The following is a 14700-nucleotide window of genomic DNA, read 5'->3' as shown; positions in this document are numbered from 1 at the left end:
GGATCAGGCCGACCCGGGGCCGGAGCCGGAGGCGGAGCTCGACCCGACTGCGGGCTTCTGCAGATACAGGATCACGCTCTTGCCGATCACCGGGTTGAGGATCTGCTCGCCAACCCGCGTCAGTTTCGGCGCGCTCATCATGTCCCACACCAGCAGCTTGTGATAGGCCTTCACCAGTGGGTTGTCGTTCTTCTCCACGCCCACCGCACATTTGAGCCACCAATATGGCGCATGCAGTGCGTGCGCGTGTCCCGTTCCGGTCACCTCGAGTCCGGCGCTGCGCAGTTTTTCGGCCAGTTCGGACGCCTTGTAGATCCGGATGTGCCCGCCCTCATTGGCGTGATACTCATCCGAGAAAGCCCAGCAGACCTTTTCCGGCCAGTACCGCGGGACCGTCACCGCGGCCAGCCCGCCGGGCTTCAGGATGCGCGCCATCTCCGCGATGGCGTCGGTGTCATCCGGGATGTGTTCGAGGATCTCCGACATCAGCACCACATCGAACTCACCATCGGCGTACGGAAGGCGCAGTGCATCACCGACTTCGGCGCGGGCCTTGGACGAGGCCGGAACCTGCCCCTCCGCGATCATCGCGTCGAACATCTCCGCGACCGAAGCCATGTCGCTCTCCGACTGATCGAACGCGATCACGTCGGCGCCACGCCGGAACATCTCGAACGAGTGCCGTCCCTGCCCGGCCCCGATGTCGATCGCCTTGCACCCCGCACCAACACCGAGTCGATCAAAATCAACGGTTAACAACGCTGCCCCCTAGTGCCCGAACGTTTCTGACTGATTGAACTCATCGATCGCCTGCTGGTAGTTCTGTGCGGTCTTGGCCGCGACGGCCGACCAGCTGTACCGGTCCTCGACCCGGGCGCGACCACCGGCACCGAGCCGATCCCGCAACTCCTTGTCACCGAGCAGCGACCCCAAAGCCGTTGCCAATGCACCCGAATCCATCGGCGGCACAAGCAGCGCCGCTTCTTGCGCCTCCCCGACAACCTCGGGGATGGCACCGGCGCGCGTGGCAACCAACGGTGTCCCGCAGCTCATCGCCTCGACCGCGGGCAACGAGAAGCCCTCGTAGAGCGACGGCACACAGGCGACCTCGGCCGAGGCCAGCAACGCCGCGAGTTCGTCGTCGTCCAGGCCCGAGACGACCTCGACCGAATCGCGGATCGAGAGCTCGTCGATCCGGGTGTCCGACGGTCCGCCCGGCACCAGCTTCGACACCAGCTTGAGCTCGACATTCCGTTCGGCACGCAGCTTCGCCACCGCTTCGAGCAGATACGACACACCCTTGAGCGGCGCGTCCGCACTGGCAACACACACGATGCGGCCGGGCACCCGCTGTGTCGAGGGTCGGAATTGCTCGGTGTCGACACCGAGCGGGATCGTTGTCAGGCGACCTTCGGGGATGCTGAAGGCCTTGCGGATGTCGACCTCGCTACTGCGCGACACCGTGAGCAGCCGTGGTATCCGCCGGGCCACCCGGCCCTGCATGGCCAGGAATCCGTGCCAGCGTCGCGCGGTGATCTTGCGCCAGCCCTTCGCCGCCTTCACCGCGAGCTCCCGGTCCCGTGTGATCGGGTGGTGGATGGTCGCCAGGACCGGCAACCCGTCGCGCTCGATCTGCAGCAGTCCGTAGCCCAGGCACTGGTTGTCGTGGACGACGTCGAAATCTTCGGTCCGCTTCCGCAGGAGCCGAGCGGCGCGCAGGCTGAATGTCAGGGGCTCCGGGAATCCCGCGGTCCACATCGTCAGAACCTCGAGGGCGTCGATCCAGCTCTTGATCTCCCACGGCCACGGCGTCCGGAACGGATTCTCGTCGTTGTAGAGATCCAGGCTGGGCACCTTCGTGAGCGTGACGCCCGCGGCGATCGCCTTGTCGTCCAGATCGGGATACGGCTGGCCGGAGAAGACCTCGACCTGATGCCCCAGCAGGGCCAACTCCCGCGACAGATGACGCACGTACACGCCCTGTCCACCACAATGAGGCTTACTTCGGTAAGACAGCAGTGCTACGCGCATTGTGACCTTTCGTGCCGGGCCTGGTGGCCGTAACCGTATCCGTCCAGAACGTGCCTTGCTGGTTCGGCAGAACACTGCCGGGGCCGGCCGGATTCATCCGGCCGGCCCCACTTCGGGTGCCTAGGCCTTGGCGGCAGCCTCCATGGCCTCGATGCTGACGAGCTTGATCCGCCGTCGTCCGGCCTCTTTGCCTGCGGTGCGTTCGGCGAGATCGATCTTCTTCCAGCCGGCGCCATCGATCCGGTCGGCGCCCCGCTCCGCGATCAGTGCCGGGATCTCCTCGCGCGACTTCACCGGCTCGGCGAGCTTGCCCTCGGTGAAGTCCGCGATGACCGCGAGTGCCGTCTCCTGACCGCACAACCGGTTCATACCGATACCGCCGGTGGCCCCGCGCTTGATCCAGCCGGTGACGTACACGCCCTCGAGTCGTTCACCGCCTGGTGTCTCGAGCACGCGCCCTCCGGTGTTGGGCACCACGCCCTGACCCCCGTCGAACGGCACACCCTGCAGGGGCAGACCGGTGTAACCGATTGCCCGCATGACCACACCGGCAGGCAGATCGAACTCTTCACCCGTCGGCCGGATCGCAACCCGGCTCGATGCCGGCCGCGGTGAATCGCCGGAGTTGTCCGCCGACTCATCCGGAGCGTTCACGAACTCGTTGCGAGCACAACGGACCGTTTCGACACCCTCACTCGAACCCTTGATCGCCAGCGGCGACACCAGGAACCGGAACACCACCCGCTTGTTGCCCTCGGTGGGCACGCGCGCGGCGAACTCCTCGGCGATCCGCACCTTCGTGGCGATCGTCGAGTCGAGGGTGCCGGCGTCTCGTGCGGCCTGGTTCGCCGCGTCGAGCACCAGTTCTTCGGGGTCGATGATGACGTCGACTCCGGGTATGTCGCCCATCGCGAGGAACTCCGAGTTGGTGTACGCGCCCTGTGCCACACCGCGACGGCCGAGCAGGACGACCTCCGAGACATTGCTGCTCCGCAGCTTCTCGAGGGCGTGATCGGCGATGTCGGTCTTGGCGAGCTTGTCGGGACTGTCCAGCAGGATCCTGGCCACGTCGAGGGCGACGTTGCCGTTGCCAACCACGACGACCCGCTGCGCCGACAGGTCGAAGTCTTTGTCGGTGTAATCGGGGTGCCCGTTGTACCAGGCCACAAAATCGGTCGCGGCGATGCTGCCGGGCAGATCCTCACCGTCGATACCCAGGTGCTTGTCGGTCGATGCACCATGGGCGTAGATGACGGCGCCGTAGTGGTCGGTCAGGTCACCGTGGTCGAGATGCTTGCCGACCTCGACATTCAGGAAGTACTCGAAGGTGCGCTTGGCGGCGGTGGACGCAAACGTCTTCTCCACGCCCTTGGTCGACGGATGGTCGGGCGCGACCCCGGCCCGGACCAGGCCGTACGGGGTGGGGAGGCGGTCGAACATGTCGACGCGGATCGAGCTGTGCCGGACCAGTTCCTCCGCCGCATAGAAGGCAGCGGGCCCGGCCCCGACGATCGCGACGTGGAGTTCTTTGTCTGCCGGTAGCGGGGGCTTCTTGCGCGGGGCGACCAGACCGCCCGACACGTCGTGGTCGGTGTAGTAGTCCGCGTTGATCTGGAGGTAGCGTTCCTGGCCTTCGTCGAGCGAGTCGTCCGGGAAGATCGCCTCAACCGGGCACTCATCGATGCATGCACCACAGTCGATGCATGTATCCGGATCGATGTACAACATCTCCGCGGTGGCGAACTCCGGCTCATCCGGCGTCGGGTGAATGCAGTTCACCGGACATACGCTGATGCAACTGGCATCGTTGCAACAAGGCTGCGTGATCACGTGTGCCATACGGCCCCTACCTCGACTACTCTCTTCGTTCCAAAAGTGGAACCTGTTCCAATTTTTACCCTGAATTCGCCCGGCGTCCAACTACCAGGCCGCGACGAGGAGTTTTGGCTGAATCCCCCGCGGCCGAGTAGACGTGTCGGAAGTCATCTTTCGACATTTTTTGTTACGCCGGTCCCACAAAGGTAATGCCACCCACCCGATTACGAGAAGCCCATATGCTGCGATCCTGGTGTGGACCTTCGCGACACCGGTTTGCCACCGCGGAAAACGAGAGGACCCGAAATGCCGGATTCGCCGATCGACGCTGCATTGCACCCCATCGAGCTGCCCGATCTCAAGGAAGGCGCCCGCCACTTCGAGTCGAATTACCGGGTTCGTACAGGTGATGTCGACCAGTACATGCGCTTGCGGTTCGACGGACTGACCCGCTACCTGCAGGACATCGCCAACGACAACCTCGAGGCGACCGACTTCCACACCACCGATCCGTTCTGGATCGTCCGTCGCACGGTGATCGACGTGATCCGCCCGATCTCCTGGCCGGCGGAGGTGAAGCTGGAGCGCTGGTGCGGCGCGCTGTCGACCCGCTGGACCAATATGCGGGTCCGGGTCACCGCGACCCACGAGACCAATCGGTTCAATCCGGAGCCTCGCGAGGACGGACTCATCGAGACCGAGGCGTTCTGGATCAACGTCAACGATCAGGGTCTGCCTTCACGGCTGACCGACGATGCGTTCGATCTGCTGAGCCAGTCGACCGACGAGCATCGACTGCGGTGGAAGTCGATGAACACCGCAACCGCGCCCGAGCCGTCGGAGGCCGACCGCCCGCATGTTCTCCGGGCCACCGATTTCGATCCGTTCAAGCATCTGAACAACGCCGCATACTTCGCCGTTGTCGAAGATGAGGTCCTCGACCACGAGGACCTCGTCAAGGGCCCGCATCGCGTCGTCATCGAATACCTGCGTGCGATCGAGCCCGGAGCAACGGTGACGATCCGGCGCCGACGAGAAGCCGATCAGCTGCAGATGTGGATGATCGACGGCGACAAGGTGGCAGCGACCGTCACCATCACCAAACGCCCCGACTGATCCCCCGGCCCGTCACTGTCCCCCGCCGAGCAATATCTCCATCAGCTTGGTGGGCGCCGCGCAGGGATCGCCGATCGGTGTCGCGCTGCGCGGTTCGACGAACCAGGTGTAGATCCCACCGCCGGGCGCCCTGGCGGTGATCCCGCATGCCGCCGGACGCGCCGGGTTCACCTGCGTGAAGGCTGTGACGCTGGCGACCTTGACGTTCTCGGTGGTGTAGCCGAGTTGTTTGGCCGTCGACTTCTCCACCTCGATGTCGCCCCACTCGAACCAGTTGAACGTGACCTCGGTGACCACCGGGCCGTTGACCGTCCACCGGCAGATCGCACCGTAGAAGCCCGGTTCTGCGACCGTGCCGCCGACCGCGTTCGCGATGGACTCCGGTGCGATGATCTCGCACTCGTACAGGAGGCGTTTGTAGTCGTCGGTGTCGACGTTCCCGTCGGCGGTGCCGCTACCGCCGCCGATCGCGGTGGCATCCCCGTCGACCGCCCGGGTACAACCCGCCAGCAGGGCGACGGTGGCCAGCACAGCCAGCAGGACCGGCCCGACGACTCGGCGGCGAACCCCGCCTCGCCCGATCATTTGGCGTTCTCGATCGATTGGGTGGCAAGCGTTTTGGCCACTTCGCAGATCTCGGCCCGGCTCGGGTATGCCTGATCCGGTGAGGCCAGGCCGTAGGTGACCGACCACTCGAAGAAGTCGGCGCCGAAGTCGATACCGATCTCGCAGATGCCCTCACTCGAGCCGATGAACCCGGTGTGGCCGTCGATCGTGATGTCCTCGACCACGTCTCGGGAGAGCTGGATGGTGGCGCGTTCGCGGCCGATCGGGCTGCCGCGATACCAATTGAACGACAGCTGCGGACCGAGTTGGTCCTGCGCGGTGACCCATTCGCAGACAGACGTGTTGTTGATCGTGTTCGTCAGCCCGCCGATCTTGGAGACCGCGGTGACGTCCTCGGTGGTGACACCACCACATTCACCGAAGAACGGGCCCTCCCCGGCCTTACCGGTGGGTGCGTCCGCCTTTGTTGTCCGGTCGGTGTCGGCGGAGCTGTCATCGGAGCAACCCACCACCATGAGCATCGCCGCGAACGCCGCCGCCATCACCGCCCCGATCCGATTCCTGCGCGCCGAGGTCATCACAGGTTGCAGTGTAGAGAAGTGCCCGCCTGCGACCGACTGATCAGCCGACATCGGGTCGGCCGAGCAGCCGGTCCGTCTCGCGCCGTTCACGTTTGGTGGGACGACCGCTGCCGCGATCACGCAGCGGGAGCGCGGCGAGCAGTTCTTTGGGAGGAGGAGGTGGGCTGCGGTCGATGAAGCACTCCGCCGCAACGGGTGGGCCGACCCGCTTGGAGACGACCCGGGTGACCTCCACGATGCGGTCGCGGCCGGCAGCCCGGATCCGGACCTCGTCGCCGATCGCCACATGCTGTGCCGGCTTGGCCGGGGTTCCGTTGACCTTGACGTGTCCACCGCGACAGGCGGTGGCAGCGGCGGACCGGGTCTTGGTCAGCCGGACCGACCAGATCCAGCTGTCGACCCTGGTGCTGGGTTGCGCGCCTGACATCTACTTGCTGAGCAGCTTCCACAGGACGGCGCCGCCTGCGACCACCCCGACGATCAGGGCAATCCAGAAGTTGGTGATGAGCCACAGGACACCGAAGACGATCACCGCCGGGGCCAGAGCGAACAACACCATGCCGGGATGGGCGGAGACGGTCTGCTTGACCGCCTGGGTACGAGCTCTGTCGATTTCTTTGGCCATGGTTCCTCCTCGACCTGGCGCGACCTCGTGCGGTCGCGCGCTGCCCAGTCTACGGAGAATTGCCCGGTACAGGAATCAACTGCGAACCAGGCCCGAAGCCGCGGACCAGAAGCTCGGCGTCGTCGAGCGGATAGGGCGGTGCTCCGATCCCGGTGATCCGCACGGTCCCCCACGGGGTGACCTCCGAGAGGCGGGCCGGTGCCGGTTCGCCATCGCCGACCACGACCTCCACCGCGGTGACCTTGGCGTCCTTGAGAGCGCGGACCTCGTCACCGAAGGCGATTCCGGCCCAGTGGAACTGGCCGTCGAGGGGGTCGACATAGCCCTGGACCCGGATCCGGGAGGTCACCTGATCCTCCTCGTGACCGATGGACGCCGGTCCGTCGTAGACGCCCTCGTCCCGGATCTCGGCAGAGCTGAAGTCGTAGTCGGAGGCGTCGAACCGCTTGAGCTCACGGGAGCGTTTGTGCTCACCGCCATTGGCGCGGACGTAACCGAGCCATGACCGTTCGATCGGTATCCGCACCTGCACCCGGGTCGAACCGGACAAGACGAGTTCGTCGATGGCCGCACCGATGTAGTCGACCGCCGATGCATCGACGTGAAAGAGGTTGGGCTGCCGACTGCTGATGATCCCGAGGTAGTTGTCGTCGGGTGCGGCGTCCGAGGTGATCAGGATCCGGCTGCGGTCGTCGTTGTCCCAGAGGTCGGTGGTGGCGTCGAACTCCCCGACCGCCGCCACAGTCGAGAACTCGATGTCGATGGGCGATCTGCGCAACCGCTCCACCATCGCCGACATGGCCGGTCCCGATCCGACCAGGCCCACTCGTAACCGGCTCATTCGAGGAAGCCCGCCTTGCGCCACGCCCCGCGCGAGAACCGGGTCATCAGACCGTTGTCCTCGAGGAACTGCGCGAGGTCGGCGAACCCGAGCAGCTGCATCTGATGAAAGTTCGGATTGCTGCGGGCGGCTTGCGTGGCCTCGTTTCTGTCCAGGCCTGCCCGGGCGTACATGGCCGGATTGGTGAAGAGGTACTTGAACCGCAGCGCGGCCAGGCCGTGCAGGTTCGCGGCCAGAAAGGTCTCCCAGCGCCCGCGCGTGCCGCGACGACGGACGATCCCGTCCCTGGCGAACCCGATGTGCCGGGATTCTTCGGTGACGTGGATCCGCATCAGCCGGGAGACCAACGGCTGCAACTCGGGATCGTCGAGCATCTCACGCTGCAGGGCATCGAAGATCTCCTCGCCGACCAGCGCGGCAACCCACATCATCGAACCCCGCAATCCGAACGGGAGCACCAGCATGAGCCTTCGCTCCCACCCCGCCAAGCCATAGGCCCGCGCGCCGCTACGTTCTATGGCCCGCCCGAACATCACCATGTGGCGGCATTCATCGCCCATCTCGGTCAGGGCGTAGTGACTGACCGACGACGCCGGATCCTGCTTGAGAAGTCGTTGCAGCAGAGACCGATTGAGCAGGTTCTCGAACCAGATGCCGATCGAGAGGATGTTGGCGAGTTCTTGTCGGGACACCTCGATCCGCTGCTCCTCGGACAGTCCGTTCCACAACTCGGTGCCGTACAGACTGCACACCCGCGGTGGCAGGAAGTACTTGTCCGGATCGAGTGGGGCGTCCCAGTCGAGGTCGACGATCGGTGAATACGACCGCTTGACCGAACCGCTGAGCAATCTCGCGGCGATCGCTTCACGACCGCCGGACACCTCGGCCTTCTGGGATGTGGATCGGGATCGGGATGGGGCTGACATCGGGCCTCCTGGTGGCGTTGTGTTCGCTGAACCCGACGCTATGCGCCACTCGACAATGTGTCAACGCTCACTGTCACATAAACCGGTGGCGACATTGAGGTCGGGACCTCCCCGGCCGCGCGTGGCCGCTGCTGTTGAATGGGAGGATGCCGAGCGACTTCCCAGACGACGACCCCATCGCCGAGGCTCGCCGAAATTGGGAGGCGGCCGGGTGGGGCGACGTAGCGGTCGGCATGCAGGCCGTGACGTCGGTGATGCGTGTCCATCAGATCCTGCTCGCCCGGGTCGAATCGGTTCTCAAGCCCTGGGGGCTGAGCTTCTCCAGATTCGAACTCCTGCGACTACTGGCATTCAGCAGGCGCGGCGCATTGCCGATCACCAAGGCCAGCGACCGGCTCCAGGTGCACGTGACGTCGGTGACCCACGCGATCCGCCGCCTCGAAGAGGCCGGCATGGTCCGCCGCGTACCGCACCCGACGGACCGTCGCACCACACTCGTCGAGATCACCGATTCCGGGCGCGAGACGGTGGAAGAAGCAACCCTCGCGCTCAACCGCGAGGTCTTCGGTGACGTCGGAATGACCGAGTCCCAGGCCAATTCACTGGTCAAATCCATCAACGCGGTACGCAAGCACTCCGGCGACATCTGAGAAACCGATGCCGCCGGGGTGAGATTCGGACTCAGTCGTTGTCGCCGAAGATCGCCTTCGCCTCGAGGAACTCCTCGATCCCGAACTTGCCGAACTCGCGGCCGTTGCCCGACTGCTTGTAGCCACCGAACGGGGCGCTGCGGTCCAGCGGGGCCCCGTTGACGTGCACCGTGCCGGTCCGCATGCGGCGCGCGATGCGGCGGGCCCGCTGCGGATCGGCCGATGAAACCAGCCCGCCCAGACCGTAATTCGAGTCGTTGGCGATGCGGACGGCGTCGTCCTCGTCCTGGTAACCGATGAGCGTCATCACCGGACCGAAGATTTCTTCGCGGGCGATGGTCATGTCGTTGGTGACGTCGGCGAACACCGTTGGCCTGACGAAGTAACCCACCTCGACACCTTCTGGTCGGCCCGGACCACCGGTCACCACCGTGGCACCCTCATCGATGCCGGCCTGGATCAGCCGTTGGATCTTGTCGAACTGCGCTTTCGAAACCACCGGTCCGATAACGGTATCGGCGCCATCGGGTGCGCCGACCACGATCTTCGCCGCCGTCGTCCTGGCGATCTCGGCGGCCTCGTCCATCCGCGATGCCGGCACCAGGATGCGTGAACCGGCGTTGCAGGACTGCCCCGAGTTCACCACCATCGCGGCGACGTCGCGTGCCACTGCCCCGGCGAACGCGTCGTCGTCGACGATGATGTTGGCCGACTTGCCACCGAGTTCCTGCGCCACCCGCTTGACCGTCGGTGCGGCGTTCTTGGCGACCTCGATACCGGCGCGGGTCGAACCGGTGAACGAGACCATGTCGACCTCGGGATGCGACGACAGGGCCGCACCAACCGTCGGACCATCTCCGTTGACCAGGTTGAACACACCCGCGGGTACGCCTGCGTCATGCATGATCTCGGCAAACACCAGAGCATTGAGCGGAGCGATCTCCGACGGCTTGAGCACCATCGTGCAGCCGGTCGCCAGCGCCGGTGCCACCTTTGCCACGATCTGGTTCAGCGGCCAGTTCCACGGGGTGATGAACGCGCAGACCCCCACCGGCTCGTAGACAACAGTGGTCGAACCGAGCTTCTCTTCGAACTCGTAGTCCCGCAGTGCCCGGAGCGTGGCCTTGAGATGTCCTAGCCCGGACGGCGCCTGGGCGGCAGCGGCCAGCTTCGCCGGCGCACCCATTTCCGCACTCACCGCCGCGGCCAGATCATCGAGCCGCGACTTGTACACCTCGATCACCCGTTCCAGCAGCGCAATTCGGTCGTCGCGGCTGGTGGCGGCGAAGCCGTCGAAAGCCGCCCGAGCCGCGGCGACGGCCCGTTCGACGTCCTTTTCATCGCCGAGCGCGATGGTGGCGATACTGCGCTCCGTTGCCGGATTGACGACGTCGAGCGTCGCTGCCCCGACGGGATCGACCCACTTACCGTCGATGTAGAACTTCTGGGCATTGGCGGGCGTCATCGGTTTTCTCCTCGCACCTGGATCGGTTACCTACCTCTCTACCAGTGGCGGGCCACTCAACCAAGATCGGCGCCGATACAAACAACTTCGCTCACTGTCCTCACCTCCGCGCGGTCTGCGGTGCAGACTGCGCGGGCATGAGTTCAGTGAGCGAAGTGGTGGTGCGAGGGCGATCAGCGCAGGGTTTCGATGATGGCGCTGAAGTCCTTGGCGCCGTTCTCCTGTGCGTAATCGGCGTAGAGCGTCGCGGCGTGCTCGCCAAGCGGGGCGATCGCACCGGTCGACTCGACCGCGGCCATGGCCAGGCCGAGGTCCTTGTTCATCAATGCGGTGGCGAACCCCGGCTTGAAGTCGTTGTTCGCAGGCGATGTCGGAACCGGTCCCGGCACTGGACAATTCGTATGGACCGCCCAGCAGTTGCCGGTCGCGCCGGTGATCACGTCGAAGAGTGCCTGAGCTTCCAGGCCCAGCTTCTCGGCGAGCACGAATGCCTCACCGATCGCGATCTGCTGCACGGCGAGCACCATGTTGTTGCAGACCTTCGCGGCCTGACCCGCACCCGATCCACCACAGTGGATCACCTTGCCTGCCATCGGATCCAGAATGCTCTGCGCGGTGACGAAGGCTTCGTCGCTGCCACCGACCATGAAGGCCAGGGTGCCCGCGTCGGCACCCTTGACCCCACCGGAGACGGGGGCATCGAGCTGGGCGAAACCGTGGTCGGCCGCCTGCTGATGCACCTTGCGTGCCTCCTCGACGGAAATCGTCGAGGAATCGATGAGCAGCGCACCGGTTTTGGTTCCCGGAAGGATCTGTGAGTAGCAGTCGACGACGGCCTTGCCGTGCGGCAGCATCGTGATCACGACGTCGGCGTCTGCCACCGCCTCGATCCCACCGGCGAACACCTCGATGCCGTTGGCCGTTGCGGCCGCGGAAGCCTCGGGCGACGGATCGAATCCGTGCACGGTGTGTCCGGCCTTGACCAGGTTCTTGGCCATGGGTCCACCCATGTGGCCCAGACCCAGAAACGCGATGGTGCTCATAGGTATTGCCCCTTTGTCGACTTGTCGGCCTCTGCCCGGCCGATCACAACCCGCATGATCTCGTTGGTGCCTTCCAGTATTCGGTTCACCCGGAGATCGCGGACGATTTTCTCCAGACCGTATTCCTTCAGATACCCATAACCACCGTGCAACTGCAGCGCCTGGTCGGCGACGTCGAAGCAGGTGTCGGTGACGTAGCGCTTGGCCATCGCGCATAGTTCGACCTTGTCCGGATGGCCCGCGTCGAGTGCGCTGGCAGCCTTCCAGAGGATCAGCCGCGACGTCTCGAGCGAGGTGGCCATGTCGGCGAGTGTGAACCGGATGGTCGGCTCGTTGATCAGCTTGCCGCCGAAGGCTTCTCGATCCGAAACGTACGTGATCGCCTTGTTGTACGCCGCCTGTGCGCCGCCGAGCGAGCAGGCCGCGATGTTGATGCGGCCGCCGTTCAGGCCGTTCATGGCGATCCCGAAGCCCTTGCCCTCTTCTCCGCCGAGAAGATTGGCGGCCGGCACCCGGGCACCCTCCATGATGACCTGCGCGGTGGGCTGCGCGTTCCACCCCATCTTCTGCTCGTTGGCACCGAAAGACAGCCCGGGGGTGTCCGACGGCACGATGAACGTCGAGATGCCACGCGGCCCTTCGGCACCGGTGCGCGCCATGATGATGTACACGTCGGAGACACCACCGCCGGAGATGAACTGCTTCACCCCGTCGAGGATGTAGTGGTCACCGTCCCGAACCGCCTTGGTACGCAACGCCGCAGCGTCACTTCCCGCGGCCGGTTCGGTCAGGCAATAGCTCGCGATGGCTTCCATCGACGCCATCTTCGATGCCCACGTGTGGCGTTGCTCGTCGGTGCCGTAGGAATCGACCATCCACGTGCACATGTTGTGGATCGACAGAAACGCGGCGGTGGTCGGATCGGCCTTGGCCAGCTCCTCGAAGATCCGGACACCGTCGAGACGACGCAGCGCGCTTCCTCCCACATCCTCACTGGTGTAGATCCCGGCCATGCCGAGCTCGGCGGCTTCGCGCAGTTCCGCGGCCGGGAAGTGCTTGCGCTCATCCCAGTCGAGGGCGCTGGGCGCCAAGCGCTTACGCGCGAAGGCCGCCGCGGTGTCGACGATGACCTTGTCATCCGCGCTCAGATCAAACGGCGAGAAGGTCTCAACTGACATCGGAAAGCCTCAGTCCATGGTCGGGATGACGAACTCGGCGCCATCCTTGATGCCCGACGGCCACCGGGTCGTGATGGTCTTGACCTTGGTGTAGAAGTTGATCGACGCGGTCCCGTGCTGGTTGAGGTCGCCGAATCCGGAACGCTTCCAGCCACCGAAGGTGTGGTAGGCCACGGGCACCGGGATCGGCACGTTGACGCCGACCATGCCCACCTGAACCCGCGAGGTGAAGTCGCGTGCGGCGTCGCCGTCCTGGGTGAAGATCGCGACACCGTTGCCGTATTCGTGGTCGGTCGGAAGTGCCAGTGCCTCTTCGTAATCGGCGGCCCGGACGATGCAGACAACGGGTCCGAAGATCTCGTCGGTGTAGATCGTCTGGTCCTTCTTCACGTGATCGAAGAGGGTGGGTCCGATGAAGTAGCCCTCTTCGAGGCTCTCACCGTTGTAGGTCAGGTCGGAGGCAGCACGCTCGCGGCCGTCGATGACCAGCTCGGCGCCTGCGTCGACACCCTGCTGGATGTAGTCCTTGACGCGCTCGAGGGCTGCCTTGGTGATCAGTGGGCCGTAGTCGGCCTTGATGTCGTGGCTGTGGCCGACGCGCAGTGCGTTGACCTTGTCGATCAGCTTCTCGCGCAGGCGATTTGCAGTGGCCTCTCCAACCGGAACGGCAACCGAGATGGCCATGCAACGCTCGCCTGCACTGCCGTAACCGGCGCCGATCAGCGCATCGACGACCTGATCGAGATCGGCGTCGGGAAGGATGATCATGTGGTTCTTGGCGCCACCGAAGCACTGTGCGCGCTTACCGTTGGCAGCTGCGGTGGAGTAGATGTACTGCGCGATGTCAGAGCTGCCGACAAAGCCGAATGCCTGGACGTCCTTGTGGTGCAGCAGACCGTCGACGGCTTCTTTGTCGCCGTGGATGACCTGGAAGACGCCGGCGGGCAGACCGGCTTCGAGGAACAATTCGGCCAGACGAACCGGCACCGACGGGTCGCGCTCAGAGGGCTTGAGGATGAACGCGTTGCCACAGGCAAGCGCGGGCCCGGCCTTCCACAGCGGGATCATGGCCGGGAAGTTGAACGGCGTGATGCCGGCGACCACGCCGAGGGGCTGGCGGATCGAGTGCACATCGATGCCGGTGCCTGCACCTTCGGTGAACTCACCCTTGATCAGGTGCGGGATGCCGATGGCGAACTCGATGACCTCGACGCCGCGCTGAATGTCACCCTTGGCGTCGGGGATGGTCTTGCCGTGCTCGATGGAGAGCAGCTCGGCGAGCTCTTCGATGTTCTGGTTGACGAGGTCGACGAACCGCATCATCACCCGGGCGCGACGCTGCGGGTTCCACGCGGCCCACACCTTCTGCGCCTGCACCGCGCCTGCGACAGCGGCATCGATGTCGGCCTGATTGGCCATCGGTACGGTGGCCTGCACCTTGCCGGTGCTCGGGTTCAGCACATCAGCGGTGCGGCCGCTGGTTCCAGCGGTGCGGACGCCGTCCACAAAGTGGTCGATTTGCCTGGTCATGGGGTCCTCACAAGTCATCTACGAACGTGTTGTCTCGATCACTATATACTAGGACTTCCTAGTAATGCGAGGGTTCGTAGATGACCTGCGCGGAGGACTACCCGGTCTTACGGCGGAACTGGTGCGGGCCACCCTCCGCACCGTGCTGACCACCGGCTTTCGAGCCGGCATCCTTGTGATCTTCCGCCAGTTTCCCCTTCTGATTCTTGCGATCGAGAGCCTCGCGGAACTTACGTTTGGTTTCTGAATCGGCAGCCATGCCATATCCCTTCATTGGGGTCCTCTTGCGAGCCTATCCACCACAGAATGCGATGTCAGGCGATTTTCTTGCG

At 64.8% G+C, this 14700-nt stretch carries 16 protein-coding genes; 2 read left to right on the top strand and 14 right to left on the bottom strand.

Annotated elements, in window-relative coordinates; genetic code table 11:
* Positions 1-3: 3 nt before the first annotated feature.
* The 3 genes from AC56PL_RS02475 to AC56PL_RS02465 form a co-directional block, all read right to left on the bottom strand.
* The gene (locus AC56PL_RS02475) at positions 4-759 is read right to left on the bottom strand and encodes a class I SAM-dependent methyltransferase (protein ID WP_497152922.1); all 756 of its coding nucleotides are present in this window, start codon (positions 757-759) and stop codon (positions 4-6) included.
* A gap of 9 nt (positions 760-768) precedes the next feature.
* A complete protein-coding gene (locus tag AC56PL_RS02470) occupies positions 769-2031 on the bottom strand; it encodes a glycosyltransferase (protein WP_495514836.1) in 1263 nt (420 codons plus the stop codon).
* 120 nt (positions 2032-2151) lie between these two features.
* On the bottom strand, positions 2152-3870 hold the full coding sequence (locus AC56PL_RS02465; RefSeq protein ID WP_495514835.1) for an FAD-dependent oxidoreductase: 1719 nt from the start codon (positions 3868-3870) through the stop codon (positions 2152-2154).
* A gap of 282 nt (positions 3871-4152) precedes the next feature.
* On the opposite strand from AC56PL_RS02465, the gene AC56PL_RS02460 reads away from it, so the two are divergent.
* On the top strand, positions 4153-4962 hold the full coding sequence (locus AC56PL_RS02460) for an acyl-ACP thioesterase domain-containing protein (RefSeq protein WP_495514834.1): 810 nt from the start codon (positions 4153-4155) through the stop codon (positions 4960-4962).
* 12 nt (positions 4963-4974) lie between these two features.
* Here the strand turns inward: AC56PL_RS02460 and AC56PL_RS02455 are convergent, their stop codons facing one another.
* The 6 genes from AC56PL_RS02455 to AC56PL_RS02430 are packed head-to-tail and all read right to left on the bottom strand — an operon-like array spanning position 4975 to position 8502.
* On the bottom strand, positions 4975-5547 hold the full coding sequence (locus tag AC56PL_RS02455; RefSeq protein WP_495514833.1) for a DUF3558 family protein: 573 nt from the start codon (positions 5545-5547) through the stop codon (positions 4975-4977).
* On the bottom strand, positions 5544-6107 hold the full coding sequence (locus tag AC56PL_RS02450; protein ID WP_495516017.1) for a DUF3558 family protein: 564 nt from the start codon (positions 6105-6107) through the stop codon (positions 5544-5546). The genes AC56PL_RS02455 and AC56PL_RS02450 overlap by 4 nt, the downstream gene beginning before the upstream one ends.
* Positions 6108-6150: 43 nt before the next feature.
* Positions 6151-6537, bottom strand: coding sequence for a S4 domain-containing protein (locus AC56PL_RS02445; RefSeq protein WP_495514832.1), 387 nt, complete (start codon positions 6535-6537; stop codon positions 6151-6153).
* On the bottom strand, positions 6538-6735 hold the full coding sequence (locus AC56PL_RS02440; protein ID WP_497152921.1) for a hypothetical protein: 198 nt from the start codon (positions 6733-6735) through the stop codon (positions 6538-6540). It abuts the gene before it with no gap.
* A gap of 49 nt (positions 6736-6784) precedes the next feature.
* Positions 6785-7576 (bottom strand): DUF4873 domain-containing protein, encoded by a 792-nt coding sequence (locus tag AC56PL_RS02435; protein ID WP_497152920.1) that lies wholly within the window; start codon positions 7574-7576, stop codon positions 6785-6787.
* Positions 7573-8502 carry an AurF N-oxygenase family protein gene (locus AC56PL_RS02430; protein ID WP_497152919.1) on the bottom strand — a complete coding sequence of 310 codons (930 nt, stop codon included), beginning with the start codon at positions 8500-8502 and terminating at the stop codon, positions 7573-7575. The genes AC56PL_RS02435 and AC56PL_RS02430 overlap by 4 nt, the downstream gene beginning before the upstream one ends.
* Positions 8503-8648: 146 nt before the next feature.
* Between AC56PL_RS02430 and AC56PL_RS02425 the strand changes: the two genes are divergently transcribed.
* Positions 8649-9152, top strand: coding sequence for a MarR family transcriptional regulator (locus tag AC56PL_RS02425; protein WP_495514828.1), 504 nt, complete (start codon positions 8649-8651; stop codon positions 9150-9152).
* Between the two features lie 31 nt (positions 9153-9183).
* Here AC56PL_RS02425 and AC56PL_RS02420 read toward each other — a convergent pair whose 3' ends face one another.
* The 5 genes from AC56PL_RS02420 to AC56PL_RS02400 form a co-directional block, all read right to left on the bottom strand.
* A complete protein-coding gene (locus tag AC56PL_RS02420) occupies positions 9184-10617 on the bottom strand; it encodes an aldehyde dehydrogenase family protein (RefSeq protein WP_497152918.1) in 1434 nt (477 codons plus the stop codon).
* A 173-nt stretch (positions 10618-10790) separates the two neighbouring features.
* Complete coding sequence (gene mmsB / locus AC56PL_RS02415; protein WP_497152917.1) at positions 10791-11660, bottom strand: 3-hydroxyisobutyrate dehydrogenase; 870 nt, start codon at positions 11658-11660, stop codon at positions 10791-10793.
* Positions 11657-12838 carry an acyl-CoA dehydrogenase family protein gene (locus AC56PL_RS02410; RefSeq protein ID WP_495514826.1) on the bottom strand — a complete coding sequence of 394 codons (1182 nt, stop codon included), beginning with the start codon at positions 12836-12838 and terminating at the stop codon, positions 11657-11659. Before AC56PL_RS02410 ends, mmsB begins: the two co-directional genes overlap by 4 nt.
* A gap of 9 nt (positions 12839-12847) precedes the next feature.
* Positions 12848-14368 (bottom strand): CoA-acylating methylmalonate-semialdehyde dehydrogenase, encoded by a 1521-nt coding sequence (locus AC56PL_RS02405; RefSeq protein ID WP_497152916.1) that lies wholly within the window; start codon positions 14366-14368, stop codon positions 12848-12850.
* A gap of 97 nt (positions 14369-14465) precedes the next feature.
* Complete coding sequence (locus AC56PL_RS02400; RefSeq protein WP_495514824.1) at positions 14466-14627, bottom strand: DUF5302 family protein; 162 nt, start codon at positions 14625-14627, stop codon at positions 14466-14468.
* Between the last annotated feature and the right edge of the window lie 73 nt (positions 14628-14700).

The organism is Williamsia sp. Y721, from assembly GCF_059683565.1.
Note: the sequence above shows the minus strand (reverse complement) of the source record. Positions and strands in the feature narration are given on the sequence as shown.

What these genes read in the sequence shown, in the direction of transcription:
- AC56PL_RS02470 (WP_495514836.1), bottom strand. Translation starts at nt 2,031, where the DNA reads ATGCGCGTAGCACTGCTGTCTTACCGAAGTAAGCCTCATTGTGGTGGA.
- AC56PL_RS02465 (WP_495514835.1), bottom strand. Translation starts at nt 3,870, where the DNA reads ATGGCACACGTGATCACGCAGCCTTGTTGCAACGATGCCAGTTGCATC.
- AC56PL_RS02460 (WP_495514834.1), top strand. Translation starts at nt 4,153, where the DNA reads ATGCCGGATTCGCCGATCGACGCTGCATTGCACCCCATCGAGCTGCCC.
- AC56PL_RS02455 (WP_495514833.1), bottom strand. Translation starts at nt 5,547, where the DNA reads ATGATCGGGCGAGGCGGGGTTCGCCGCCGAGTCGTCGGGCCGGTCCTG.
- AC56PL_RS02450 (WP_495516017.1), bottom strand. Translation starts at nt 6,107, where the DNA reads ATGACCTCGGCGCGCAGGAATCGGATCGGGGCGGTGATGGCGGCGGCG.
- AC56PL_RS02445 (WP_495514832.1), bottom strand. Translation starts at nt 6,537, where the DNA reads ATGTCAGGCGCGCAACCCAGCACCAGGGTCGACAGCTGGATCTGGTCG.
- AC56PL_RS02440 (WP_497152921.1), bottom strand. Translation starts at nt 6,735, where the DNA reads ATGGCCAAAGAAATCGACAGAGCTCGTACCCAGGCGGTCAAGCAGACC.
- AC56PL_RS02435 (WP_497152920.1), bottom strand. Translation starts at nt 7,576, where the DNA reads ATGAGCCGGTTACGAGTGGGCCTGGTCGGATCGGGACCGGCCATGTCG.
- AC56PL_RS02430 (WP_497152919.1), bottom strand. Translation starts at nt 8,502, where the DNA reads ATGTCAGCCCCATCCCGATCCCGATCCACATCCCAGAAGGCCGAGGTG.
- AC56PL_RS02425 (WP_495514828.1), top strand. Translation starts at nt 8,649, where the DNA reads ATGCCGAGCGACTTCCCAGACGACGACCCCATCGCCGAGGCTCGCCGA.
- AC56PL_RS02420 (WP_497152918.1), bottom strand. Translation starts at nt 10,617, where the DNA reads ATGACGCCCGCCAATGCCCAGAAGTTCTACATCGACGGTAAGTGGGTC.
- mmsB (WP_497152917.1), bottom strand. Translation starts at nt 11,660, where the DNA reads ATGAGCACCATCGCGTTTCTGGGTCTGGGCCACATGGGTGGACCCATG.
- AC56PL_RS02410 (WP_495514826.1), bottom strand. Translation starts at nt 12,838, where the DNA reads ATGTCAGTTGAGACCTTCTCGCCGTTTGATCTGAGCGCGGATGACAAG.
- AC56PL_RS02405 (WP_497152916.1), bottom strand. Translation starts at nt 14,368, where the DNA reads ATGACCAGGCAAATCGACCACTTTGTGGACGGCGTCCGCACCGCTGGA.
- AC56PL_RS02400 (WP_495514824.1), bottom strand. Translation starts at nt 14,627, where the DNA reads ATGGCTGCCGATTCAGAAACCAAACGTAAGTTCCGCGAGGCTCTCGAT.